This is a genomic window from Pseudoalteromonas sp. 78C3, from assembly GCF_002836695.1.
Lineage (GTDB): Bacteria > Pseudomonadota > Gammaproteobacteria > Enterobacterales > Alteromonadaceae > Pseudoalteromonas > Pseudoalteromonas arctica.
In genome coordinates this window covers 41,899-65,714 of sequence record NZ_PJAV01000140.1, presented here as the reverse complement: position 1 = coordinate 65,714, position 23,816 = coordinate 41,899, and the positions used below count along the sequence as shown (strand labels likewise).

Genomic DNA, 23,816 nt, shown 5'->3' with positions numbered 1-23,816 from the left:
TGCTAAGTATGAGCGACCAGCATCTAAGCCTAATTTATGATCAAAACGTAAATCGTTATTTGAACTACCTAATAATTTGCTATGCAGCTTTTCGTCTGCAAAGATTTGTATTATTTCCACATCACTTGGTGGGTTTGCAATAAACTCAAGTTCATCCAAATAGGCCTGCTCGTGCTGTAATAAATAGTCTAAAGTTTTTGGGCAGTAACCTGATACAGTTGCAAGCGATTTTAGCTTTTGAACCCACGCAGATTGCGCTTGAAAATTAGCGTCAACCGTTCTTATTACAACAATTTTACGAGCGCCTCGGTTGTAAGCTTCACGCACTGGTAATGGAGCGGCTAAACCGCCGTCTAGATAAAAATCGCTCTGTACTTGCTCTTCAGCAAGGTGTATTTCGTTAGCTGCTTCTGCGTTTAACCAAGGTGTTAACTTTACACCTTGTTTGTATAAAAACGGGAGTGCGCTAGAAGCCTTTAACAAATCACGCCATTGACCACTCTCACCTGTAGGTGATAGGTAATATGCTTTTCTGTCTCGTGCATTAGTGGCTGTTATAAGTAGCTCACGCGCGCCTAAACTCGTTTTAGCTGTTTTAAAATCTATGGCTCTTTTTACCTCGGTGGTTTTGTCAAAGTACCAATCTAAATCAACTATGTGTTTACCCACTAATCCGCGACCAAGCTGAAAAAAACGTTTGTTACGCGAAAGCCCTCTAATTAGGCGTTTGGCATAGCCTTTTTGACGCGCTAAGTAGCTAGTTAAGTTTTGCGAACCTGCAGAGGTGCCAATGAATAAATCGAATGGGTCATATTCTTGCTCTAACCACGCATCAAGTACGCCAGCTGTGAAGATCCCTCGCTGCCCGCCACCTTCAGCAATCAGTGCAACTTTTGGTTGCGCTGTTTTGTTAACTGAATTAGCTGTTGCGCTATTTAGAGACTTCACGGTGAACCTACCTTTATTTAATGATGTTTGGCTTAATACATACATTATAAAAAATAAAAGTGATATCTTAAAATTGATTATTTAAATCAGTTCGATTGATAAAATAGAACGCTATATAGTTACTAAATCCACTTACTATAAGCTAGTTATTTAAAAAAAGACTGATTTTAAACTTTGCAGACATCACATAAATTAATTCAATGTATAAATGAATGTTCTTTAATTGATGCCTGCAACATTAACAGAGGCAAGGTGTACGCTTGCTTAACTACACTATCTAAATTAATAGTTTTTGAGCTAATGCTTTATTTCCATTAAAATTTCGAGTGCACGGTGGCGTTTTTCACTATCAAACACATCATTGGTAAATATAAACTCATCTACTTCTAGTTGTTTCGCTATCATCTCTAACTTGTGTTTAATACTTACATGTCCGCCTACTACGCTTAGACTTAAAAAGTTCTCTACATGAGCGCGTTCTTGTTCGCTCCACAACCCATCCATGCTTTCAACAGGTGGTTTTAGCCACAGCTCGTTACCACGTATCAGTTCGAGCACACGTTGTTTAGAAGTAGTCGACAAGTATTGCGCTTCATCGTCGGTGTCTGCTGCTACTAAAGGCAGTGCAAGCATGACGTATGGCTTATCAAGTACGCTTGATGCTTTAAATTCACGCTTATACAGCGCTATTGCCTCGTGCACAAAACGCGGTGCAAAATGCCCTGCAAATACATACGGTAACCCTTTTTGCGCCGCTAACTGCGCGCTAAATAAACTCGAGCCTAATAGCCAAATAGGAACGTTTGTGTTCTCGCCCGGTATAGCACGTATAGGATGCGTACCATTGTAAGGACCTAACAATGTTTGCAGCTCAGTTACTTCACCTGGAAAGTTTTCTGCGCGGCTCATATCGTTGTTTAGTGCACGACTTGTTACAGGATCGCTACCTGGTGCACGCCCTAGCCCTAAATCTATTCGCCCTGGATATAAGCTCTCTAACGTACCAAATTGTTCAGCAACAACTAAAGGTGAGTGGTTTGGCAGCATAATACCGCCCGATCCAACCCGTATCTTTTTAGTATTGCCTGCAATGTGACCAACCAAAATTGAAGTGGCCGCACAAATTATACCTGGCATATTATGATGCTCAGCAAGCCAAAAGCGGTTAAAGCCAAGCTCATCTGCGCGTTGTGCGTATTTAGTACTTTTATGAAGAGTGTTAGTAACGCTGTCCCCTTTGATCATGGGGGCAAGTTCTAATAACGAAAAAGGAATGGAATTTAACAAAATAGCAGCTCCTAAAAATGCATGCTAATAATGGATTACATCATTAGCATAAAACACTTAAATGGGTCTGCTATTAGGTCAATTCAAGTTAGGCAGAGGTATTAAAGCAAAATAGGTATATGTTATTTTGCTCTAAGGTATTCAGGCAAGCTGTGCATCACGTTGGCGCTGCTTTTTATAGCCTTCTGAATCCACGCCTTTTTTCCAATATCCTGAGGAAACAATATTACTGCGCGGTATATTAAATTGCTCTGTTAGCAGTGTTTTTGCCCTACGTACAAGCCCAGCCTCCAATGCCATAAATACAATGGGAAGCTCTGCTGTAATGTGCAAATTTTGAAGTGCGCTAAGTAGCGCTTCGTCAGCGTTGTCGGTAACAAGCCAATTAATATCGCGGCTTGTTTCTAAATCAATAATGTCTTGCTCAGTGGGCGCATGTACAAAAGCATCAATTTTTGAAGTTAAAGGTAATTGCTGCGCATACCCTTTTATTGCATTTACCGATGTTAAATCGCCTAGTAATACATAATGCGAATGCTCATAATTATCTAGCTTTTTAGGGCCTGGGCCTGCAATGCCTAGCTCGTCGCCTACTTTTGCAGTTTTAGCCCAGTCAGTTGCCGGACCTTGGTGCATATTTATAACAAAATCAAGCGTTAGCGCGCCTGTTTGTGCATCTACATGCCTTATTGTGTAAGATCGCATACACGCTGTTTTTAAGTTAAAATCTACTTCACCATTTTTTGGAAATAGTACTTTTACATAGTTACCAATGTACTGTGAGGTTAAGTCGTTAAAATCATCAGAGCCTACAACAATACGCTGTAGGTGGGGTGTGATTTGCTGTGTACTTAATACGTTGGCTTTGCGAACTTGTTTACTCATGTATTACCTCGTTTTACAAAACTTAGACTTTAATACCAACCTGCTATAAAAAGCAGGTATTGCACAACGCCCCATTGGTTGATAAAATCAACTATAACAAGTTAATTGACTTTGTCAACTATATTGAGAGTTCTATGAATACACCTTTATCAAATACGCTGTTTGAATTAATGCAAAATTACCGTGTAACAATTCGTGAAGCAATTAACGCAGGCGAACTTGGTATTAATGCTATGCACGTACGCTGCATACATATTATCGCGAACGTAAATAACTGTACGGCTAACGATATTGTTACTAAAACGCAGCGCGACAAAGCGCAAATAGCACGTTTAATTAAAGATCTTATTGGCTTAAATTTAATAAGTAAACAGGCAAGTGAGCACGATAAGCGCTGCTTTATTTTATCGCTCACAGAGCAAGGTAAAGTTCTTTTTGATAAGTTGTTAGCCTCAGAGCAGAAAATAAATAATCAAATGTGTAAAAACTTAAACCCTCAACAAATCAAAGACTTTTTAGATACCGCACAACAAATGATCAAAAACATGGATTGATCAGCCATACATTCTTGGCATAACTTACACAAAACGCATATACTGTACACTTATACAGTGCATGCGTTTTAGGTTGTGTTATGTTTGTCATTCCCATTTATATAGAAGCAGGCGTGTGTGGTTTTGAATCCCCCGCAGCGCAGTACACCGAGCTAGGTGTAACCCTTGATGAGCTTTTAATAAAGCATCCAGATGCTACGTTTATTGGTATTGCATCGGGTAACTCTATGCAAGAAGTCGGAATTTTTGAAGGTGACTTATTAGTTATCGACCGTGCAGAGCCGGTAAAAAATGGTGACGTTATTGTTGCTAACTTAAATGGTCTTTTTGTATGCAAACTGCTTGATAAAACCAATGCGCGGCTGCTTTCAGCTTCTTCTTTACATAAGCCTGTACAACTAACCTCTGCAGACGAGTTTCAGCTCGAAGGCGTAGTAACGCTATCAATAAGAATGCACAGGCAAAGCCCAGAGTTACTAAAATGTATGCCTTAGTTGATGCTGTGTCATTTTATGCCAGTGCCGAAAAAGTATTCGACCCTGCTATTCGATCCAAACCCGTGGTTGTACTTACCAATAACGATGGCTGTGTATGCGCTATTTGTCCTATTGCTCGGCGCTTAAATATTCCTAAATTTGGCCCGTACTTTAAAGTTAAGCATTTGCTTGAGCAAAACAACGTTGTTATTCGTTCTAGCAATTACGAGCTTTATGCTGATTTAAGCGACAAAATGATGAATATTATTGGCCGCTTTTGCGATACACAGCACATATACAGTATTGATGAATCGTTTTTGCACTTTAATGGCTACACATCATTAATTAAAGACTGGCATGAATACGGCCATACAATAAGGCGCACAGTATGGCGCGAAACAAAGCTTCCTGTGGGTGTTGGTTTTGGCCCGACCCCTACTTTAGCAAAAGCCGCTAACCACGCCGCTAAAAAGCTCAGTGGTTTTAATGGTGTAGCAGTAATAAATAACGAGCAAACTCGCCAAGCTATTTTACAAAGAATGAGCTGCGAAGATGTCTGGGGAATAGGCCGGCGACTAGCTAAAAAGCTTAAAATAATGAATATACACACCGCTTGGGATCTTGCTCAGCAAAACCCTAAAGCAATGCGCCGTGCATTTAGTGTGGTTGTTGAACGTACAGTAAGCGAGCTTAACGGGATAACATGTTTAAACTGGGATGATGTACGACAAGACAAGCGGGAGATTTATTCGACCCGTAGTTTTGGAGAGCGCATATGCGAGCCAACAGCCCTTAAAACGGCGCTAATTAACCATGTAACCACAGTGGCTAATAAACTAAGAGTGCAACGTTCGCTCACTCACCAGCTTTATATTTTTGCAGCCAGTGGCGCGCACGAAAATAGATATTATAAAAAGTCGTTTGTGTATAAGTTCCCCTCACCCACTAACGACACCTGCGTGATGGCTAATGCTGTATCTGAGGTATTTGATCAAATATACCAACCTGCAGTTAGGTTTTACAAGTGTGGTGTAGGCGCTTTAGAACTTACGTCACAGCAATTTCAACAAAGTGATTTGTTTAACCAACGTACTGACAACCCACAATTAATGAGTTGCCTAGATGCTATAAATACACGGTATGGGAAAGGAATGCTTAGTTTAGCTAGTAGTAAATTAAATGACCGGTGGCACATGAACCGTGATTTTTTGTCGCCGCAGTACACCACGCGTTGGCGCGATATCCCTAAAATATACTGCGAATGATTTGCTACTTACTAGATGCTTTATTTACTTTCATCTGCTTTTTTAAATGTGCACTCTACACTAGGTTCGCTTAATGTGTATTTTAGTGTGTTATCAGCTAAAAACTTGATACTTTGACTGATTGTTTTTTCGTTTGCAGGGTTTTCACAACGGCTCATTCTTAAACCGTTTTCAAGGCCATCACTTTTATATTTAAGCGTACTGGTTATAAAACAAAAGTTTGGTTTTTTAATAGTGCGAGTACCATTGTGGAGCGATCCAAATACAATTTGTTCTCCAAGTTTAAAACCTGCACTTAAATCACTTTCGTCTGTCAAACTCAAATCGCTATTAACGCATAACCCTGAATTGGTCGACACAACTTCGTATGTCCCCAATTTTGACTTTAAAAACGGTATAAATCGTGTTTTATTACTCGGCTCAGAAAAAGCATTTGCACTTGTAAAAGCGACAGTTAATAAAGCGAGTGTTAAATATTTCATTTCGTGGGTGTATCCTCGTGAGTCAGCGTGTTAAATAATAGCAAAATGCCTAATCACTTAGCTTTTATAACTTTTAACAACTATAACAGAGATTTACTATAAAAGGAGAGAAGTCGTATTACAGGAGCAAGCGCGTGAGTAGGACGCGGAAGCTTTGCTCGGTTTTTATTATTCTTACATGGATGTAAGCCATTAGAATAACGCAGGAGCAGTTGTCGAGCCCACTAGGTTACAAATGTCGCGCCGCGATTAAATCCTTCTTGGATTGAACAAATTCAACCACCAAAGGTAAACATGCCCTAGATACTCATTACAAACCATTTTGTTGTTAAGCACTTTATTTAATACGTACTTAAACAACAAAACGATTTATACCAATGCGCCTAATTGTAAGGGTCAATTGAACTCATTAGATTATTTAACTAGTTATACGAATTGGTATTTATTTTATTGCCAGTACTTTGCAAATAATAAAGGGTAGCTTTGCTTTAAAAACTTAGGTTTGTCTTTAAAACGTTTACCTTTGGGCTCATCACTGCCAGAAGGGATAAACGGCAATTCGTCTTCGTTACGTTCTTCAAATAATAAACCGGCTATTAAGTCATACTCATCAATGTACGGATAAGGCTGCTCGTTTAAGTAATAAACAGGTGTACACTGCGCTATAGAATCAGCATTTTCTAAGGCGTTTTCGAATACTGTTTTACCGCGCGAAATTAACCAACATCTAAATTCGCTAAAGCCGTAATCGTCGTTACATCCAGCCATCACAAAGGCGGCACCAAACAAATCCCAGGTAAAACACTTACGCATATGTATGCCAAAATGCTTATCAAAATCAATAAGGTGTTGATCGCTTAAATCATTAAGTTTAGTTTTTAGGCTATCGCTCACACTTTGCGGATCGAGCCCTAAATCAGGCGTTGTTACTAATTCCCAAAAAGCCTGTTCTGTTAACGCTGCCATTATAAAATCTCTTTTACTCGGCCAACTTGACCATCTTCTAAACGTACTTTAATGCCGTGTGGGTGATTTGGTGATTTTGTTAAAAGGCGCTCAACAACACCCTCAGTTAATGTGCCGCTGCGTTGATCTTCTTTTAATACAATATTTACTGTGGTACCTGGTGAAATTTGCGAACGCGTAGGAACAGCCATAATTTAAACCCTAAAAATAATTTATCTAATTATAACGTCCATGTGCTATCAAACCAACAAAAGCTCTGTTAATTGGCGGAAAATGAAATATGTGCTGGTTTTGCGTTCAACTTAATAACTGCTAACTCGTTAAGTATAATAGCTGTTAATTCGTTAAGTTGCGGTTTTGCACTTTCAAGGGCTATATCATCGTTAAAATAGCACTGTACTTTTAACGTATTGGCCTCGTTATTTAAATCGATGGTATGCGTTAGATAATCAAAACCAATTACGCTTTCTTTTATTGCCTCGCATGCATTAGTAAGTGCTAGTCGAATGTGCTTATCGCGCTGCTTTTGAGTTTTAGTCATAAATATAAAGGTTACTTATTTAGTTTCTGCTTGTTGCTGTTTTTTAAACTCTTCGTAGTTAGAGTCTTGTTTATCTAGGCATTCGTAATATTCTTTGTCGGCTTTATAGTTACATTCATCAAGGCGCGCCGATTGAACTTCATGAAAACGCGCGTCAGAGCTACAACCAGCTAAAACACATAATCCAACAATAAGTAATGCGCTACTTTTTAGTTTATTGATAAACATTAAATTTCCTTACACTTTCTATATCGAAAAAGCGTTAAATTATTACAATATTATTGTATATTAGCGCCATAAAATCTTAATCTCCAAAGGATCTATTTCTATGATGTCGCAGTTACAAAAGTTGTTTCAGCGTATAGACAAAAGCAAGATATTTCAATCATTTGTTATAGCTGTAATTATTGTTTCTGCCCTGACAGTCGGTGCGCACACTTACTCACTACATCCTACCGTAGAGCTTGCTCTAAATTGGATGGACGTTGGCATTACCGCATTCTTTTTAATTGAACTAGTAATCCGCTTTATTGCAAGTAAAGGCATAAAACACTTTTTTTCTAAAGGATGGAATATATTCGACACCATCATAGTATTGGGCAGTTTATATCCTGCTGCTGGCTCTACTATGTTAATTGCTCGTCTACTTCGCATATTTAGAGTACTGCGATTGGTATCGATGATCCCTGAGCTGCGCTTATTAGTTAACTCATTACTTAAAGCCATTCCACAAATGGGTTATATAGCCCTATTAATGTTTGTTATTTTTTATATATACGCTGCAATGGGCAGCATGATGTTTGCTGAAATAAACCCCGTACTTTGGCAAGACGTATCAATCTCAATGCTTACCTTGTTTAGGGTGGCGACGTTTGAAGATTGGACCGACATAATGTACGAAACAATGGCGGTGTACGAACTAAGCTGGATTTATTACCTTACGTTTATATTTTTAACCGCATTTGTATTTTTAAATATGATGGTAGGTGCCATTTTAGAAGTTATGAGTGAGGAGCACCGCAAAGCGCGAGAAGAGCTCGCAGACGACAGCTCATTACCTGCAACGCAAGGGCAAGTAAACGAACTACAATCCCAAATTGCTGAGCTTAAAGAGCTATTGAGTAACCGCAAAAACTAATCTGATAAGAGTACTAAAGCACCCACTTAAAGTTTAAAAAGTGGGTGCAATTTAAAGATCTAATTGAAATAGAATTACCAAAGAGCTTTAATTTTCCTCGTTATCAGGTTTTTCATCCGTATCTTCAAAAGAAATAACGTTATCTACTTTCATTTTAAACGCATCAAAAAATGCGTTTTCTAATACCGAAATCACAGCTTGAAAAGTCGAAACATCCGTATTATCTAGTTGTCCCTCTATAGGAATACGTGCAGCAACAAGTTTTGACTCATCGTTTTCGAGTATAGAGCCCAGTAAATCAACACTGCCTTCAAATATGGCCGTACATATGCCGTCGTCATCTTTTTCTATATCTTCGCGCCACGAGAACACACTCAAGTTTTGAACGCCCGCTTTTACATAACCATTTAAGTTATTGTCTTTAGCTACAAGTTCCATAGCGCCATCAATGCCACCCGCTTCAATATCAAAAGGCGTGTATACCTTAAATACAGTGTCTAAATTTTTAACAGAGAAACGCTGTACCTCTGCGTTAAAATCAAAATTGGCTTGTTTGCTAAAGGGATCTAATTTGCCATCAAGCTTTAATCCGGCCTCCCCCATTAATGCACCTTCTACGCTTAGAGTAGTCACTAGTGTTTTTGATAGGTTTTGCGCGTTGGTTATATTTTCAATTCGAGCGTTGATATTTGATATAAAAGTGGGTTTTTCACCACTATTCGTTGAGTTAACTAAAGTTAATTTGCCTTGCTCAATTGTTAAGGTATCAATAGAGAACAGTACTAAATTATTGGCGAGCCCTACCCAAGTAGTTTCGTCTTTTACTTGTTTATTTTGCTCAGAGGCATTGGGGTCTTTATCATAAATAACTATTTTAGGACGCGTGAATGCCATATTTGTTACTAAATTACCCTTTAAAAGGGCTGACCACGCGAGTGAAAAATCGAGAGTTTGAATACTCAGCAAAGGCTTAGGAGCTGAAGTTGCATCAACAGCGTAAATTTCAACGTCGTCAATCGCGTAGGCACCGCGATATAAAAACAAATCTACATCACCAACATGCCCCGTAACACCTTGCGTATGTTTTAGCTGATAATTTACGTACTGCTGAAGCGCATAAGGTGCGGCTATTCTGGCAATAATAATGACTAATAAAATAACCGCTAATGAGTTAAACCATTTGCTTTGAAATACATTAGAAACCGAGCTCATTGTAATTTCCTTTACCTAATACTTTCAAATGAGCATTTTAAACATGTAAGAATTACGCAAAATTGTAATAACACTACGTAGATCGCATTTAAAATACATCGTTGGTAGCCTCATTGTAGCTAAACAGGCTAATCTACTTATTAAAAGCAAAGGTTATACCACTTTAAGAGTGAACGATGAATATGAAGATTCAAAAGTACGAGTAGGGAAATATTCTAAGGTAGTAAAATGCAATATAGATTTTAAGTTTTTCTGAAAAAATGATGTAAATCCAGTATTTAAAATAAGACATTGCTGTAAAATGTAATTTATACAGCAATGCTTAATTGAATATAAAGCGAGTGTATCCCTTTAATTTATAAGTGAAAATGCTTGATCAAATCTAACTGGTTTACTGAATATAAAACCTTGATACTTATCAATTTGTAAGCTTTGTAATAACGTTAACTGAGCTGTATTTTCTACGCCCTCCGCTATTACTTGGCAACCAATCATATGCGACATGTTAGTTACCGCAGATACAATACTTTTATCTTTTGAGCACTCACAAATATTATCAATATAAGATTTGTCTATTTTAATGTAATCAACTGACAGCTCTTTTAAAACCGATATAGAAGAAAACCCAGTACCAAAATCATCAATAGAGATACGCACACCGGTATTTTTTATGGCCGTAATCACTTTTGACAAATACGGTAAATTTTTAATCATCACTGTTTCTGTTATTTCTAAATGCACATTGTATGGTTTAACAGCATATCTATTTAGAAGAGCAACTAAAAAATCTAAAAAATTATGGTTTTCTAGTTGCAACACCGACACATTAATCGACAATCCAATCTTACTATTCACAGCGTTTAACTTACTTAAACTCGCAATGGCTTGCTCTAGTACAAATTCACCTAATATATTAATTTTTCCATATCGCTCTGCAATATCTATAAATTCTGAAGGGGGAATAAATTCATCATTAAACTGCCAACGAAGTAGTACTTCAAACGTGGTTATTTCATTTGTACTTATATCAACAATAGGTTGATAACACAGATGAAAGTCACCTTTTTCTACGCACTCTTTAATTGAGCTACGAAGTACTTCTTCTCTTTTAAGCGATTCATGCATTTGCTCGTCAAATACCGATATTTCATTACGGCTTTTCTTACCTTCATACATAGCAACATCAGCATATTTAATCGCGTCTTCAAGGTTAAAATTTTCACGCGTAAAATACAGCCCAACTTTAAAAGAAGGGTTTACTTGATAGCTATCCATGCTTACTGTTTTCGTTAAAGTTTTAACTAATCTAAAAACACAGTCAAAAAGTTCGTCTTCGGTGTTACTACGAGAATAAAAAATAAACTCATCCCCTCCCCAACGACAAGCAATAAAATCGCCTTGAGTTTGCGTTTCAACTAATCGTTTACCTGTTTGGGCCAGCACAAAGTCACCAAAATCGTGACCGTATTTATCGTTGATGATTTTAAAGTCATCCATATCTAAAAATAAAACGGCTTTAATATCATCATTTTGATTGGCTAAATCAAGTTCGACATTAGAAACAAAGCTCCCTCTATTAAACAATTTAGTTAAATTGTCTTTTTGCTCTAAAAGGATTATTTGTTCGGTACGAAGTTGCACTTCGTTTTCTAAGTTTTCAATAAATTGATCTAACTTAAGTTCATTATTAATTGATGACTTTACATCTTTGGCAGAACGTACAGCAGTAACAAAACACAAAATAAACCATAAAACGAGCCCTAAAATACCTAGTACATTCTCATCTTCAATAGGCTGTAAAAGTAATAAGATACTAAAAGGAACCAGTAAACAGGTTATATACGACAAGGAGGAACGAATATCAGAAGCTAAAACATTTACACCGCCACCAGCAAGGGAGCTAAAAACAACGAGTGATACAAACTTCTCCTGCATTTGCATATTTTCATAAAATAAAATGGGGAAAGCAGCCCATGTTAAAGCCGTTAATAATAAACCTATAAAATACAGATGATATTTAAAAGCATGGGTGTTGTTAACAAATACATGGCTGGCTATTCGAAGTAATGAAATAAATGATAATGTAAAAAGCCAGTAAAGTTTTTCTTGCGAGGCGCTGTGGTTAATACTGCTAAAAATAAGAAAACAAGAAACAACCGTGTTTATAGCAATTGCAGAACTAAAATAGGAGCTAACAAATGCTAATCGCTTATTGGCAAAGTTATTTATGTGAGAGGTCATTAATGTTACTTGAATAGGCTGTTGCACAATGTAAACAGTTTACTTAAGTTCAATAATAAACAACAGTGAACATTCATAAAAAAGTATTGTTTAAGCCTCTTAAGCGGTTTTATAAGCCATTAAACTAAAAAGGGCTGGCAAATTGCCAACCCCTTTTGTTAATACTGATTATATATTATACCAATTCGCTTAATTAAGTGATCTATTTTGAGAGGAGAAAATCGTGTCGATAACAAGGCAAAAATTTCGTTATTTAGTTGTTCTATATCAGAAATATTTAACGTAGTTAGCGTCAGATTTAACCCCTCAAATTGATTAAGTATTATTGCGAATTGGTATTACTCACCATTAACAATTATGCGTAGCATACGACGAAGTGGCTCTGCCGCTCCCCACAAAAGCTGATCGCCTACTGTAAATGCGCTGATGTATTTTGGCCCCATCGCTAATTTACGAATACGGCCAACAGGAATGCTTAAAGTGCCTGTTACTTTAACGGGTGTTAAGTCTGTTGCGCTAATTTCACGCTCGTTAGGAATAATCTTAACCCACTCGTTATGAGACGCTAAAATTTCTTCAATTTTTTCTACGCTAATATCTTCACGTAATTTAATGGTCATCGCTTGTGAGTGACAACGCATAGCGCCAATACGTACACATAAACCATCAATTGGCACTGGTTGCTTAGAAGAACCTAAAATTTTGTTCGCTTCAACCTGTGCTTTCCATTCTTCTTTAGACTGACCGCTTGGCATAGGTACGTCAATCCACGGGATTAAACTGCCCGCTAATGGCACACCAAACTGGTCTTGTGGTAAGTCATTTGACGCCATTGTTTCGCTTACTATTTTATCAATTTCTAAAATAGCAGAGCTTGGGTTATCTAGTTTATCTGCAACACTTGCATGAATAGCGCCCATTTGTGCAATAAGCTCTTTCATATTTCGTGCACCAGCGCCCGAAGCCGCTTGGTAAGTCATTGGGCTTACCCACTCAATTAGGTCTTGCTCAAATAAACCACCTAATGCAAGTAGCATCAGCGATACAGTACAGTTACCGCCCACAAAGGTTTTAACGCCTTGCGCTAAGCCTTGTTCAATAACATCTTTGTTTACGGGATCCAGCACTATAATGCTGTCCTCACTCATACGCAGTGCTGAAGCTGCATCAATCCAGTAACCATCCCAACCCAACTCTCGAAGTTTTGGATATACCGCATTGGTGTAATCGCCGCCTTGGCAAGTAACAATAATATCCATTTTAGCAAGTTCGCTAATGTCACTTGCATCTAGTAATGGTTTTGCGTCGCCTGCTATATCTGGGCCTAGTTGACCCGCTTGTGAGGTGGTGAAAAAGGTGGTGTCGATATGGGCAAAATCACTTTGCTGCTGCATACGTTCTAATAACACAGAGCCAACCATGCCACGCCAACCGACTAATCCTACTTTTTTCATTGTTTGTTCCACTGTTTGATTCATAAAAGATGCCTTAATACATTAAAAATTAAATTCATTGCGTGAGATTTAATTTTCATTAACGCTAAACTAACACTCGTAGACGGCTAAAACTAGCGAATAAAACAGAACTTAAATATTTTTCATACTGAGCATAAACACAAAAAAGCTCTGTATTAAAATACAGAGCTAATAGATAGTGAAGTTTATTATTTCATTCCTTGAGTTTTATTTTAAATAAAGCTTAAAACTCATAGCTATAACTTAAACTAAACTCAGTGCCGGTGTCTTGTCCCCAAAGGGTAAGACCTTCTTGTTCAATTTCTTTTTCTTGGCCAAGCATATTCTTAACCTTAAAATTAACTTTAGAGTTAAAGTTAGGGAAGTAAGAATAAACTAAATCAACTGAGTGAAACGACTTTTCTTCGGCATCTTCATTACCACGTGTACCAGGTACAATTATACGAGGGCCAAACACATTATAAATTAGTGAAGTAGAATGAAATCCATCATCCGAGTCATAGCCCATTTGTAAGTTTGCAACCCACTCAGAATGACCAACTAAACGACGCTCATTGTTAGTTACAATATTCGATACTGTATCGGCCTCAAGGGCTTCTTTAAGCTGTGTTTCAAACAGTGAGTCAACACCGTCTGAATCATTAATCCCCAAATTAACACTTGAGTCAGATAGCGTAACGTTGCCTGACAAGAATGCTGAAGACCAATCTTTATTTATAAAGCCAAAGTCAGTTAAAAAATCAACTTCAATACCCGACAATTTACCCGACTGAGCATTTGCTGTTAATAACTGTGGAGATGCACCACCTACGCCCGCAAGCTCAACCATTTCAATTGGGTTTTCAATGTCTTTATAAAACAATGCAACAGAAAGGTTATTACCTGATGGCATATACCATTCAAACCTAAAATCTACATTTTTTAAATTAGAACTTTGTAAACTAGGTGATCCTCTCACCAGAAACTCAGTTAACGGGTCAACAAAGAAAGAAGAGCTTACATCACGTAGATCAGGGCGAATGGTTGTTTCACTTAAATTTAAGCGAAATTGCATTTCTTCATCCATGATGTACGTAACAGCTAAAGAAGGAAAAAAGTTATCTTCATTAATAGCTACATCTTGGATTTCTTGTAACGTATTTTCAAAGAAATTAGTATGCGCTTCATAACCGACTGATACTTGAGAAAAATCTTCCCATCGAACGCCACCAGTAAAACGCCAAGTGTTTTGATAGAAGTAATCCGCCATAAAATAATAAGCATCTAATTTATGCGCTGCACTGTACTTATCACCATCAGTGGTGCCGTCATCAAAAATACCTGAGCCGGTTACACTTGCATAAAAAGCGTCATTCGCCGTGTTTTCATCAGCAAAAATATCGCTTACGTTAGAGCCGAACGAGTACTCATCGCTTATACCACGGTGCGTAATGCCAAACTTCACATTACTTGCATCACGTTTTTTCTCTGAAAAATCGCCGCCTATTTTTAACTCAAGCTCATAGCCGTCACCATAAAAAGGCATACCCATATTCCAACCAAATGTTTCAACATCGTCGTGTAATACTTGATACTCACGGGTGATATTTGTTGCAGCTACATCTTGCAGTTGTTCAGATTCAAGCACGCCATCAACTAAGTTTTGCTGATAAACAACATCTAAACCACCTGGTGCATTACGGTTTGCTCGACTTAAACCGCCATACCAATCAAAAAATAAATTATTTAGCTCTGGAAAGTTGTGCGTCCCCTTAAGCTGAGTCGAAAACATTTCGCGCTCTTCGTACGTAATATCTACTCGGCGTAATTCGGTGACACCTTCTTCGGTTTCATTTGCATCAAAGTAATCGCGGTTACGTACGCGGTCACTCATGTCATGAAGTGCAATATTAGTAAGCTCAAACTTATGGTTTGAGTTTAACTCATATCCTAAATTTAATGTGCCGCTCCAACGTACATTTTGCTCAGTCGATGTACCATCGTAATACTGGGCAAAACATTTGTCTTCACAGCCTAAGCTACCAAGGCTTGAGCCGCTTTGCTCTTGAACTACTTCCCACTCGTTATCGTAAGATACGGCTGCAAGCACACCAAAAGTACCGACCTCACTTTCAAATCTATCACCTAAGGCAATAGAGAAGTTCATAGCAGGGTCAACATCCTTTTCTGAAATACCTACATCCCAATCAAGCGATTGAATCAGGTTTTTACGCTCAGCTAACGTAGTGTTTATATTGCCCTCAAGACCAGCATCACTGGTAAGCGCAGTAGTAAACACATCCGATAATGCTCGCGAACCATCATCTCGACCCATCCAGTCATCATCACCGCCACTGTAAAAGTAACCGGTATCGCTATTAGAAGTATTGTACGATGTACCCACTTGTACTTTTAATAAAAAGTCAGAAGGAATTGATTTAGTGCGAATATTTACATTACCTCCACCAAAATGCGCTGGCATATCCGGTGAAAATGACTTTTGTACACTCAAGCTTTCAATAATTTCAGATGGAAATAAATCCAAAGGAACCACTGAGCGAGTAGGATCAGGACTTGGTACATACATGCTATTTAGCTGAGTACTAGAATAGCGTTCACCTAAACCACGCACATAAATAAATTTGCCATCGACTAACGTTAAACCAGTAACACGACGAAGTGCAGAGGCGGCATCGCCATCACCAGTACGTGATATTTGGTCTGCACCCATAATATCAGCAACAAACGCTTGGTTTTGACGTTCTTGCAGTACAGCACCCGCACTGCCCTTTAATCGTTGCCCTACAGCAACAACTTCTTCTATTTCTTGCTCTTCTACTTGCTGCTCAGCAGCCGTGGCTGTATTTACTGATAAACCAAGTAACGCAGCCATTACAGCGTAGTTTAATTTTGATAAAGCAAGTGTAGAGGGTTTAAAAGATTTCATTTTTATACTCCGAAACAAAACAAGACATTAGCCGAGCTTTCGCTCGGCTATAATGTGGTGTGGGTTAAAGGCCTACTTTTACCCAACCTGCTGTCCAGTCTGTTTGTGCATCCATCGCACCAATGTAATCTACAGAATCAAAGTAACTATCTAAGCTTGATGAATCAAAGCCATTACCAAGTAATAACGACTCAGCAGTTGGCATATAGCCATTATCTGCAAGCCCAAGGTCAGCGGCTACTTGAACTGAATTGCCTGTTTGTCCTAAGAACCAAGATTCAACATTCCCTGTACCAATTGCTTGCGTACCAAAGTTGTTAGCGGTTTCACACGCAACGATTGAGTGAGTAACAGTTAATGTACCGTCCTCTGCTCGCGGCGCTGAATCAGAGCCTACTCGTAAACAGTTTGAATAGTCTGCACCACCTGTAACCACTACGTTTTTAAGCATACCCGCAGTACCTGCACGTAAGCGGATACCATTTACACCCACATTACCAATAATTGTTACATTAGAGATAGTTGGCATTGTTAGTGGCGTTGCACTTGAATCAAACTCAGAGTTATCAGCTTCAATTGCATTGTCGCCCTCAGAGTCTGATTGTTTAATCAGTACATATTGCGCTTTACCCGTCCAACCGAACGACCAATCAAGTGAATCATCGCCTATGCTTGTTAAAACAAGGTGACTAATATTTGCAGTACCACCAAAAAATTCAACACCATCGTCTAGATTTTCATGAACGTGAATGTAATCTAGTTCAGTCTGACGACCAACACCCGCAAGTGTAATACCGTTAAGTTCATCGCCATTACCGAGCGTTTTACCCGCTTGCTTAACTGCAACATACTTTAGCGTACCTGAATTATCTTCAGGGTCATTACCACCGAACTGGCCTGCATCGCCTTCTGCAGATACACCACAACTGGCAAGTTCTTCTGCTGTTGCTTCACCTTGTTGGTCGCCACATGAGTTAGCAGGTGCATTACCCAATAATACTAAACCGCCCCATTGACCAATCGTAGTTTCGCCGCCCGTCATATCCTGGATTGACGTCATAGTAATTGGTTGATTTACACTGCCTACCGCTTCAATTTTAGAACCACGGCGAACAACTAAGAAGTCATCACCCGACTCACCAATTAACGTTGTACCAAACTGAACATAAAGTGTAGTGTTGTCAGCGCGGTCATTACCAACGGCTGTACGTCCTTTTAAAATCCAATGCGCATCGTTAGTCAGTGTTACATCAGATGTAAATACAACATCAGAGGTTAATTGATATACAGGTTTGTCTGTAATTGTAGGGAAGCTAGCAGAAACATCTGTTGCAAGTCCTTGTGCTAATGCATTAGCAATATCGTCAGGAAAGCTTGGTGTAATAGCAACTGTCCAACCATCCATCCAATTATTATCGCCATCGAATGCGCCGATGTAATCTGTTTTGGTAAAGAACGAGTCAAGCTCAGATGAATCCCCACCAGCACCTAATAAAGGTGAACCCGATTTTGGTGTAAAGCCGTCTGTCGCTAAATTAAGTGCTGAAGCTGTAAGCGTTAAGTTACCCGTTTGACCTTCAAACCAAGACTGCACATTGCCACTACCAATTGCTTGTGAACCAAAGTTATTATCTTCATTACATGCAACAGCTGAGTTTTCGATAGACAACTCACCCGATTCTGCATTAGCAGCAGAGTCTGAGCCTACACGTAAACAGTTTGAGTAACCTTCAGGTCCCGTTATAACAACATTTCGTAGAACGCCCGCTGTCCCTGCACGTAAACGAACACCGTTAGTACCATCAGCACCTACAATTGTTACGTTAGAAATTAGTGGTTTAGTCAATGGTGTCGCATTTGAATCGAATTCTGAGTTATCAGCTTCTATTGCGTTATCACCCTCAACTGAACTTTGTTGAATATAGATATTTTGTGCACGACCCGACCAACCAAATGACCAATCGAATGCATCGTCGCCAATATCAGTTAGTACAATGTTACGAACATTAACTGTGCCACCAAAAAACTCAACACCATCATCTAGGTTTTGGTGAATTTGAATGTATTCAACTTTCGTTTGTGAACCAACACCTGCAAATGAGATACCGTTAAGTTCATCGCCATTACCCAGCGTTTTACCTGCATGTTTAACAACAATATAACGAAGAACACCTGAGTTATCATCGATAATATCACCACCAAACTGACCAGCGTCACCCTCAGCTGATACACCACAGTTAGCTAATTCTTCAGCTGTCGTTTCACCGGTTTGATCGCCACACGAGTTAGCGGGTGCATTACCTAATAATACTAAGCCGCCCCATTGACCAATCGTTGTTTCAGCGCCTGTTACATCTTGAATAGATGTCATAGTGATTGGCGCAGTTGCATTACCATTGGCATTAATTTGTGAACCACGACGTACAACTAAAAAGTCATCACCTGTTTCACCAATTAGCGTTGTACCCGCTTGAACATATAATATAGTTGCATCTGCACGGTCATTACCAACTGCAGTACGACCATTTAAAATCCAATGTGCATCGTTAGTAAGCGTTACATCTGCTGTGAACGTTGTATCTTCAGTTAAACGGTATACTGGTTTATCTGTAATTGCTGGAAATTCACTAGAAACATCTGATGCTAAGCCTTGTGCAAGCGCGTTATCAATATCAGTAGGGAAGCCGCCATTAATACCGACAGTCCAACCTTCCATCCAGTTAGTTGATCCATCAAAAGCACCAATTTGACCATTTGCGATAAGCGGTGAACCAGCAAGTGGCGTGTAACCGTCATCAGCAAGCATAAGCTCTGCAGGCGTAAGTACTTGGTTACCATCTTGTCCTTCAAACCAAGATTGTACGTCGCCACCGTTAATTACTTCACTACCAAAATTATTTGCCGTTGTTTGACACGCCACAATAGAGTTTACAATCGTTAGTGTGCCATCTTCAGCGCGAGGAACTGAATCAGACCCTACACGTAAACAGTTTTCGTAAGTAGCAGGACCCGTTACAAATACATTTTTAAGAGCGCCCGCAGTACCAGCGCGTAGACGAATACCATTATTACCTTCTGCACCGACGATTGTAACGTTAGATATAGTAGGCAGTGTTAATGGCGTGGCGCTTGAATCAAACTCAGAGTTATCAGCTTCAATAGCGTTATCGCCTACGTTAGCGGCTTGTTGAATGTAAACATTAGTAGCCGAACCCGTCCAACCAAAAGACCAATCAAGTGAATCATCACCAATGTTAGTCAGCACTACATTACTTACATTAACCGTACCACCAAAAAACTCGATACCATCATCAAGGTTTTCATGAACCTGGATATAATTAACCGTAGTTGCAGAGCCTACACCGGCAAACGTAATACCATTTAACTCATCACCATTACCAAGCGTTTTACCTGCTTGCTTAACAAGTACATATTTTAGAGTACCTGAATTATCATCACTGATATTTCCACCGAACTGACCTGCATCACCTTCAGCTGACACGCCACAATTAGCAAGTTCATCAGCTGTTGCTTCACCTTGTTGGTCTCCACATGAGTTTGCAGGTGCATTACCAAGTAATACCAAACCACCCCATTGGCCAATTGCTGTCTCGCTACCCGTAACATCTTGAATTGATGTCATCGTAATTGGCTGGCTTGCAGTGCCGACTGATTCAATTTGGGAACCACGACGCACAACTAAAAAGTCATCACCTGATTCACCAATAATCGTTGTACCTTGCTGAATATAAAGCGTTGTACTATCTGCGCGGTCATTACCCACAGCAGTACGACCATTCACAATCCAATGTGCATCATTAGTTAGTGAAACATCAGCAATCAATGTTGTATCAGCACTTAAGCGATACACTGGTTTATCTGTTATTGCTGGAAATTCACTTGAGACATCCGTTGCTAAGCCTTGAACAAGTGCATTGTCGATATCAGCAGGGAAACCCGTAGTTCCATTTTGAGAATCATCACGCGATGATGTTTCATCTACTGTACCACTGCCACCTTCAACAACATTAGTAACTGTGTCGCCTTCATTTATTGTTGTGTCGCCTTCAGATACTACTAAGTCACCACCACAACCCGCTAAAGATACTGCAGTTGCAATCAAACTAACTTTAAATAAGTCAGATAATTTCATTGTTCACTCCGTTAAAGTATTTAATTATTTTGTTAAGTGCTTTAAATAAACTCAAGTCACCTTAAAACATTAAGTAATGCTTTAAGGTCACTTGAGTTATCAGCAGCGCCTACCTTACGGTAGCTATATGACATTACAGTTACACTTTAATAAACATAAGATGACAAAGTTATTTACATAAAATTCAAGTGGTTAATTTATTAAAAACATAAAAAAACCACACTAAAAATAGTGTGGTTTGGATTTGCGATTATGAAATTATATTTAAACGTTATTACTAAAGCTTAAAGCAGTGCCGTTCTTAATGTTTCTGCATGCACTTTTTCGCGCTTTACATATTTAATCCATTGCTGCGCTAAACGCTGTGATTTTTTATGTTTTTCGGCTTGTTCAAACGCTAAAATTGAGGCATCAAAATTTTGTAAGTTGTACTGAGCCATACCCAAGGCTACAAATGCATTTGATTCAAAATCAAGTGAGCCTTTATTAAGTGCTTTACGCGCTGCGTCGGCCGCTTCTTCATATTGCTCAGTATTAACATATACTTCAGCTAATCGTTGATCATACTTACCACTGGGTGATAAATCGGCTGCTTTCACAAAGTATTTTATTGATTTTTCGTCTTCTTTTGCTTGAATCATCGCCTCAGCTACAAAGGCATAGTTTTTAGCGTTTTGCTCTGCAATCCCTTTTTCAATCGCATCGCTCATAACGTCTGCGGCTTTAAATGCTAAGCCGTTATATAAATACACTTGCGCTAATTGACGTAAATCAGACTTAGAGGTTAAAAATCCTTGCTGATAAGCCGCTTCAATTACCGCCAACTGCTGCTTTTCTTGCCCTGTTTCACCATACATACCCGATAACTGTACCCAATACTCAGGCTTGTTATAAAGCTTTACCATGCGCTCAAGTACTTCAACAACTTTGTCAGTTTGATTAAGTGAGTAATACATTGCACGCTGTAGTACTAACCAGTTTTCCTTAGGGATTTTGCCTTCGCTGTCGCTTAAAGCAATTACTTGAGATATGTACTCAAGCCCTTTTTTATAATCCTTTAACTGATAGTATGTTTGAGCCCTTAACAAGTAATAGCCTTCTGTTTTAGGCTTAGTGTTAATACTGTCCCAGTCATCTAAAAATGCGATAACTTTAGTGTAATCACTATTAGCCATAGCTAATTGCGCCAAACTAAACGTAGTGCTTAAACGAAGCGACTCAGGAATGGCTTCCTCTGCTACGACCTTTTCAAACGAAGCTATCGCTTTTGGTAAATCGTTTTCGTTGTAATAAATAAACCCATAAAAATTATGCATCATCGCAATTTCGTACGAGTTCATGCTCGAAGCTCGCTCTTGAATGCTATCAAGCGCTTCAAGGCCTGCTTTAACATCGCCATCATCAGCGAGTTTTTGTGCACGTGCGAGTTGGCTGTAGACCTTTTCGCGAAGCGCTGGTACACGTTTTGTTTTTTGCTCTTGCTCTGCATATGCCGTAGCTACATTTAACCCTGGTATTAGGCTTAGGGCACTTGGTGCAACAATACTTGTACTGATCGCAGCAGTACAAAATAGTGTTAATTTTAAAAATTTAGCTATAGGTAGTAATTTCATAATCGCCTCGCATTTCTGTCCGTTTACTCGTGGTTAATTACTAAATTAACCGCTAATTTGGAAAGATATTTTGTTCTGAACACCCGCAACTTCAACGGCTTCACCATTTACTACGCGCGGTTTATATTTAAATTTAAGGGCTGCATCCATCGCCGCTCTATCAAAGAGAGACTCAGGCTCTGCTTTAATCACTTGTGGGTCTCGCACCGTACCTTGCTTAGTTACTGTAAATTCAACAATAACGTAGCCTTCAATGCCACGTGATAATGCGCGACGAGGATAAACAGGCGCCACTTTAACAATAGGTAAATACTCACCATCACTTGTTTCAAGCGCTAAACCACCGGCTAAATTTACATCTGCATCCACATTGGCGCCAAAGTCGAAGTTATTAGCGTTCGCAGTCGCGTCGCTATTTTGCATTTGCGGCGATTCCATTGGCGGAGGTGGCTCTTTAGGCGTTGGTGGTTTTTGTGGTTTGCGTTCTTTTTTTTGCACGCTTTCTTCTTTTTTAAGCCTGACAAAATCAAGTACGTTACCCTTGGCGGGTTCACTCATTACACCTTCGCCACCAGTAATAAGTGCCTGCATGCCTAAAAACAACATAAAGGTCACTACACCGGCTATAACTAATGCTACTAAATAACGCATTGCCTGCCCTTATGCTTCTTGAGCCGCAATCGACACATCAAACACACCTGCTGCGCGTGCTGCATCCATTACTTTTATTAAAGTATCGGTTGTTGATTTTTTATCAGCTTGAATAACAACACTACCTTGCGGGTTTTCAGCTTTTAAACGCTCAATATTGGCTTGCACTGCACGTATGTCTATTTGACGTTTATTAATCCAGATTTCACCCGTGTCAGAAATCGCCACTAATATGTTTGCACGTTCTTTTTTAACAGCTGTTGCTGCTTCAGGTCGGTTTACGTCAATACCCGATTCTTTTACAAACGACGCTGTAACAATAAAGAAAATAAGCATGATAAATACAACATCTAACATAGGTGTCATGTTTATTTCTTCAGCTTCGTCTTCTTGCATTAAATTACCTAAAGGGGCTCTCATTTTTTATTCTCCTAGGATGAACGGCTTTAAATGGGCCGCTTATCAAAATTTTGCTTAATGGTCTAAAACCATGCTGTCTTGTAGTAGCTCTACTTCTCGCTTGGCTTTGCGTTGTAAATACGTTGATGCAAATACACCCGATAACGCACCTACCATACCCGCCATTGTTGGAATAGTTGCTTTAGATACACCCGATGCCATTGAGCGCGCACTGCCTGTGCCTGTAATTGCCATCACATCAAATACTTCAATCATTCCTGTTACTGTGCCCAATAAGCCAAGTAACGGGCATAACGCAACCATTACGTTAATAAGCGGTAAATTAGTATTTAGGCGCATACTTGCACGCGAGATCATCGCTTGACGAATTTGCTCTGCATTCCAGCTGTTACGCTCACAGCGAGAACTCCATGTGCTTTTAGCGTCTTTTTTATAACCACGAAAACCATTAAAAAAATAAATAAATCGCTCGAGTATCAATAACCACATCGCGAAGATTAACACCCCAATGACCAAGAGAACTTGGCCACCAGTGTCGAGAAAATCACGGATAGCATTGATTGAGTCAATCAATAGCACCATG

21 protein-coding genes are annotated in these 23,816 nt (G+C 39.1%); 4 read left to right on the top strand and 17 right to left on the bottom strand.

Going from position 1 to position 23,816, the window contains the following annotated elements:
* The 3 genes from CXF76_RS09325 to CXF76_RS09315 all read right to left on the bottom strand — a co-directional run.
* On the bottom strand, positions 1–948 hold a 948-nt coding region (locus tag CXF76_RS09325), incomplete at its 3' end, for a patatin-like phospholipase family protein (RefSeq protein WP_101163509.1).
* Between the two features lie 297 nt (positions 949–1,245).
* Complete coding sequence (locus tag CXF76_RS09320; protein ID WP_024591029.1) at positions 1,246–2,235, bottom strand: LLM class flavin-dependent oxidoreductase; 990 nt, start codon at positions 2,233–2,235, stop codon at positions 1,246–1,248.
* Between the two features lie 141 nt (positions 2,236–2,376).
* Entirely contained in the window at positions 2,377–3,120 is a 744-nt protein-coding gene (locus CXF76_RS09315) for a siderophore-interacting protein (RefSeq protein WP_024591030.1), read from the bottom strand.
* Positions 3,121–3,254: 134 nt separating this feature from the next.
* Here CXF76_RS09315 and CXF76_RS09310 point away from each other — a divergent pair, with 134 nt between their 5' ends.
* The 3 genes from CXF76_RS09310 to CXF76_RS09300 all read left to right on the top strand — a co-directional run bounded on the left by CXF76_RS09310 (position 3,255) and on the right by CXF76_RS09300 (position 5,415).
* Positions 3,255–3,674, top strand: coding sequence for a MarR family winged helix-turn-helix transcriptional regulator (locus CXF76_RS09310; protein WP_024591031.1), 420 nt, complete (start codon positions 3,255–3,257; stop codon positions 3,672–3,674).
* A gap of 80 nt (positions 3,675–3,754) precedes the next feature.
* Entirely contained in the window at positions 3,755–4,168 is a 414-nt protein-coding gene (locus CXF76_RS09305; RefSeq protein WP_007377584.1) for a S24 family peptidase, read from the top strand.
* The gene (locus tag CXF76_RS09300) at positions 4,156–5,415 is read left to right on the top strand and encodes a Y-family DNA polymerase (protein ID WP_101163508.1); all 1,260 of its coding nucleotides are present in this window, start codon (positions 4,156–4,158) and stop codon (positions 5,413–5,415) included. The genes CXF76_RS09305 and CXF76_RS09300 overlap by 13 nt, the downstream gene beginning before the upstream one ends.
* 20 nt (positions 5,416–5,435) lie before the next feature.
* Here CXF76_RS09300 and CXF76_RS09295 read toward each other — a convergent pair whose 3' ends face one another.
* The 5 genes from CXF76_RS09295 to CXF76_RS09275 all read right to left on the bottom strand — a co-directional run bounded on the left by CXF76_RS09295 (position 5,436) and on the right by CXF76_RS09275 (position 7,632).
* Positions 5,436–5,897, bottom strand: coding sequence for a hypothetical protein (locus CXF76_RS09295; RefSeq protein ID WP_101163507.1), 462 nt, complete (start codon positions 5,895–5,897; stop codon positions 5,436–5,438).
* 447 nt (positions 5,898–6,344) lie between these two features.
* Entirely contained in the window at positions 6,345–6,863 is a 519-nt protein-coding gene (locus CXF76_RS09290) for a DUF4240 domain-containing protein (protein WP_024591033.1), read from the bottom strand.
* Positions 6,863–7,054, bottom strand: a complete 192-nt coding sequence (locus CXF76_RS09285; protein WP_007583223.1) for a YwbE family protein — start codon at positions 7,052–7,054, stop codon at positions 6,863–6,865. The genes CXF76_RS09290 and CXF76_RS09285 overlap by 1 nt, the downstream gene beginning before the upstream one ends.
* Positions 7,055–7,122: 68 nt before the next feature.
* Positions 7,123–7,404, bottom strand: a complete 282-nt coding sequence (locus tag CXF76_RS09280; protein ID WP_024591034.1) for a hypothetical protein — start codon at positions 7,402–7,404, stop codon at positions 7,123–7,125.
* A gap of 15 nt (positions 7,405–7,419) precedes the next feature.
* Positions 7,420–7,632 (bottom strand): hypothetical protein, encoded by a 213-nt coding sequence (locus CXF76_RS09275; RefSeq protein WP_007583226.1) that lies wholly within the window; start codon positions 7,630–7,632, stop codon positions 7,420–7,422.
* Between the two features lie 100 nt (positions 7,633–7,732).
* Between CXF76_RS09275 and CXF76_RS09270 the strand changes: the two genes are divergently transcribed.
* The gene (locus CXF76_RS09270) at positions 7,733–8,542 is read left to right on the top strand and encodes an ion transporter (protein WP_007583228.1); all 810 of its coding nucleotides are present in this window, start codon (positions 7,733–7,735) and stop codon (positions 8,540–8,542) included.
* 87 nt (positions 8,543–8,629) lie between these two features.
* Here CXF76_RS09270 and CXF76_RS09265 read toward each other — a convergent pair whose 3' ends face one another.
* From CXF76_RS09265 to CXF76_RS09225, 9 genes are all read right to left on the bottom strand, one after another.
* Positions 8,630–9,754, bottom strand: coding sequence for a DUF748 domain-containing protein (locus CXF76_RS09265; RefSeq protein WP_024591035.1), 1,125 nt, complete (start codon positions 9,752–9,754; stop codon positions 8,630–8,632).
* Between the two features lie 351 nt (positions 9,755–10,105).
* On the bottom strand, positions 10,106–11,995 hold the full coding sequence (locus tag CXF76_RS09260) for a putative bifunctional diguanylate cyclase/phosphodiesterase (RefSeq protein ID WP_232785110.1): 1,890 nt from the start codon (positions 11,993–11,995) through the stop codon (positions 10,106–10,108).
* Positions 11,996–12,333: 338 nt separating this feature from the next.
* Entirely contained in the window at positions 12,334–13,473 is a 1,140-nt protein-coding gene (gene asd / locus CXF76_RS09255; protein WP_024591037.1) for an aspartate-semialdehyde dehydrogenase, read from the bottom strand.
* A gap of 220 nt (positions 13,474–13,693) precedes the next feature.
* Positions 13,694–16,396, bottom strand: a complete 2,703-nt coding sequence (locus tag CXF76_RS09250) for a TonB-dependent receptor domain-containing protein (protein WP_101163505.1) — start codon at positions 16,394–16,396, stop codon at positions 13,694–13,696.
* Positions 16,397–16,460: 64 nt separating this feature from the next.
* Complete coding sequence (locus CXF76_RS09245) at positions 16,461–20,549, bottom strand: hypothetical protein (protein WP_024591039.1); 4,089 nt, start codon at positions 20,547–20,549, stop codon at positions 16,461–16,463.
* A 284-nt stretch (positions 20,550–20,833) separates the two neighbouring features.
* Complete coding sequence (locus tag CXF76_RS09240; protein ID WP_101163504.1) at positions 20,834–22,162, bottom strand: tetratricopeptide repeat protein; 1,329 nt, start codon at positions 22,160–22,162, stop codon at positions 20,834–20,836.
* A 45-nt stretch (positions 22,163–22,207) separates the two neighbouring features.
* Positions 22,208–22,813, bottom strand: coding sequence for an energy transducer TonB (locus CXF76_RS09235; RefSeq protein WP_024591041.1), 606 nt, complete (start codon positions 22,811–22,813; stop codon positions 22,208–22,210).
* 9 nt (positions 22,814–22,822) lie between these two features.
* A complete protein-coding gene (locus CXF76_RS09230; RefSeq protein ID WP_024591042.1) occupies positions 22,823–23,233 on the bottom strand; it encodes an ExbD/TolR family protein in 411 nt (136 codons plus the stop codon).
* Positions 23,234–23,287: 54 nt separating this feature from the next.
* Positions 23,288–23,815, bottom strand: coding sequence for a MotA/TolQ/ExbB proton channel family protein (locus CXF76_RS09225; RefSeq protein ID WP_024591043.1), 528 nt, complete (start codon positions 23,813–23,815; stop codon positions 23,288–23,290).
* Position 23,816: the final 1 nt, after the last annotated feature.

Bases quoted from the DNA above. Each gene is read 5' to 3' on its own strand.
- asd (WP_024591037.1), bottom strand. From the start codon at position 13,473: ATGAATCAAACAGTGGAACAAACAATGAAAAAAGTAGGATTAGTCGGT.
- CXF76_RS09280 (WP_024591034.1), bottom strand. From the start codon at position 7,404: ATGACTAAAACTCAAAAGCAGCGCGATAAGCACATTCGACTAGCACTT.
- CXF76_RS09260 (WP_232785110.1), bottom strand. From the start codon at position 11,995: ATGACCTCTCACATAAATAACTTTGCCAATAAGCGATTAGCATTTGTT.
- CXF76_RS09285 (WP_007583223.1), bottom strand. From the start codon at position 7,054: ATGGCTGTTCCTACGCGTTCGCAAATTTCACCAGGTACCACAGTAAAT.
- CXF76_RS09225 (WP_024591043.1), bottom strand. From the start codon at position 23,815: ATGGTGCTATTGATTGACTCAATCAATGCTATCCGTGATTTTCTCGAC.
- CXF76_RS09235 (WP_024591041.1), bottom strand. From the start codon at position 22,813: ATGCGTTATTTAGTAGCATTAGTTATAGCCGGTGTAGTGACCTTTATG.
- CXF76_RS09310 (WP_024591031.1), top strand. From the start codon at position 3,255: ATGAATACACCTTTATCAAATACGCTGTTTGAATTAATGCAAAATTAC.
- CXF76_RS09245 (WP_024591039.1), bottom strand. From the start codon at position 20,549: ATGAAATTATCTGACTTATTTAAAGTTAGTTTGATTGCAACTGCAGTA.
- CXF76_RS09295 (WP_101163507.1), bottom strand. From the start codon at position 5,897: ATGAAATATTTAACACTCGCTTTATTAACTGTCGCTTTTACAAGTGCA.
- CXF76_RS09240 (WP_101163504.1), bottom strand. From the start codon at position 22,162: ATGAAATTACTACCTATAGCTAAATTTTTAAAATTAACACTATTTTGT.
- CXF76_RS09265 (WP_024591035.1), bottom strand. From the start codon at position 9,754: ATGAGCTCGGTTTCTAATGTATTTCAAAGCAAATGGTTTAACTCATTA.
- CXF76_RS09290 (WP_024591033.1), bottom strand. From the start codon at position 6,863: ATGGCAGCGTTAACAGAACAGGCTTTTTGGGAATTAGTAACAACGCCT.
- CXF76_RS09305 (WP_007377584.1), top strand. From the start codon at position 3,755: ATGTTTGTCATTCCCATTTATATAGAAGCAGGCGTGTGTGGTTTTGAA.
- CXF76_RS09250 (WP_101163505.1), bottom strand. From the start codon at position 16,396: ATGAAATCTTTTAAACCCTCTACACTTGCTTTATCAAAATTAAACTAC.
- CXF76_RS09315 (WP_024591030.1), bottom strand. From the start codon at position 3,120: ATGAGTAAACAAGTTCGCAAAGCCAACGTATTAAGTACACAGCAAATC.
- CXF76_RS09300 (WP_101163508.1), top strand. From the start codon at position 4,156: ATGTATGCCTTAGTTGATGCTGTGTCATTTTATGCCAGTGCCGAAAAA.
- CXF76_RS09270 (WP_007583228.1), top strand. From the start codon at position 7,733: ATGATGTCGCAGTTACAAAAGTTGTTTCAGCGTATAGACAAAAGCAAG.
- CXF76_RS09275 (WP_007583226.1), bottom strand. From the start codon at position 7,632: ATGTTTATCAATAAACTAAAAAGTAGCGCATTACTTATTGTTGGATTA.
- CXF76_RS09230 (WP_024591042.1), bottom strand. From the start codon at position 23,233: ATGAGAGCCCCTTTAGGTAATTTAATGCAAGAAGACGAAGCTGAAGAA.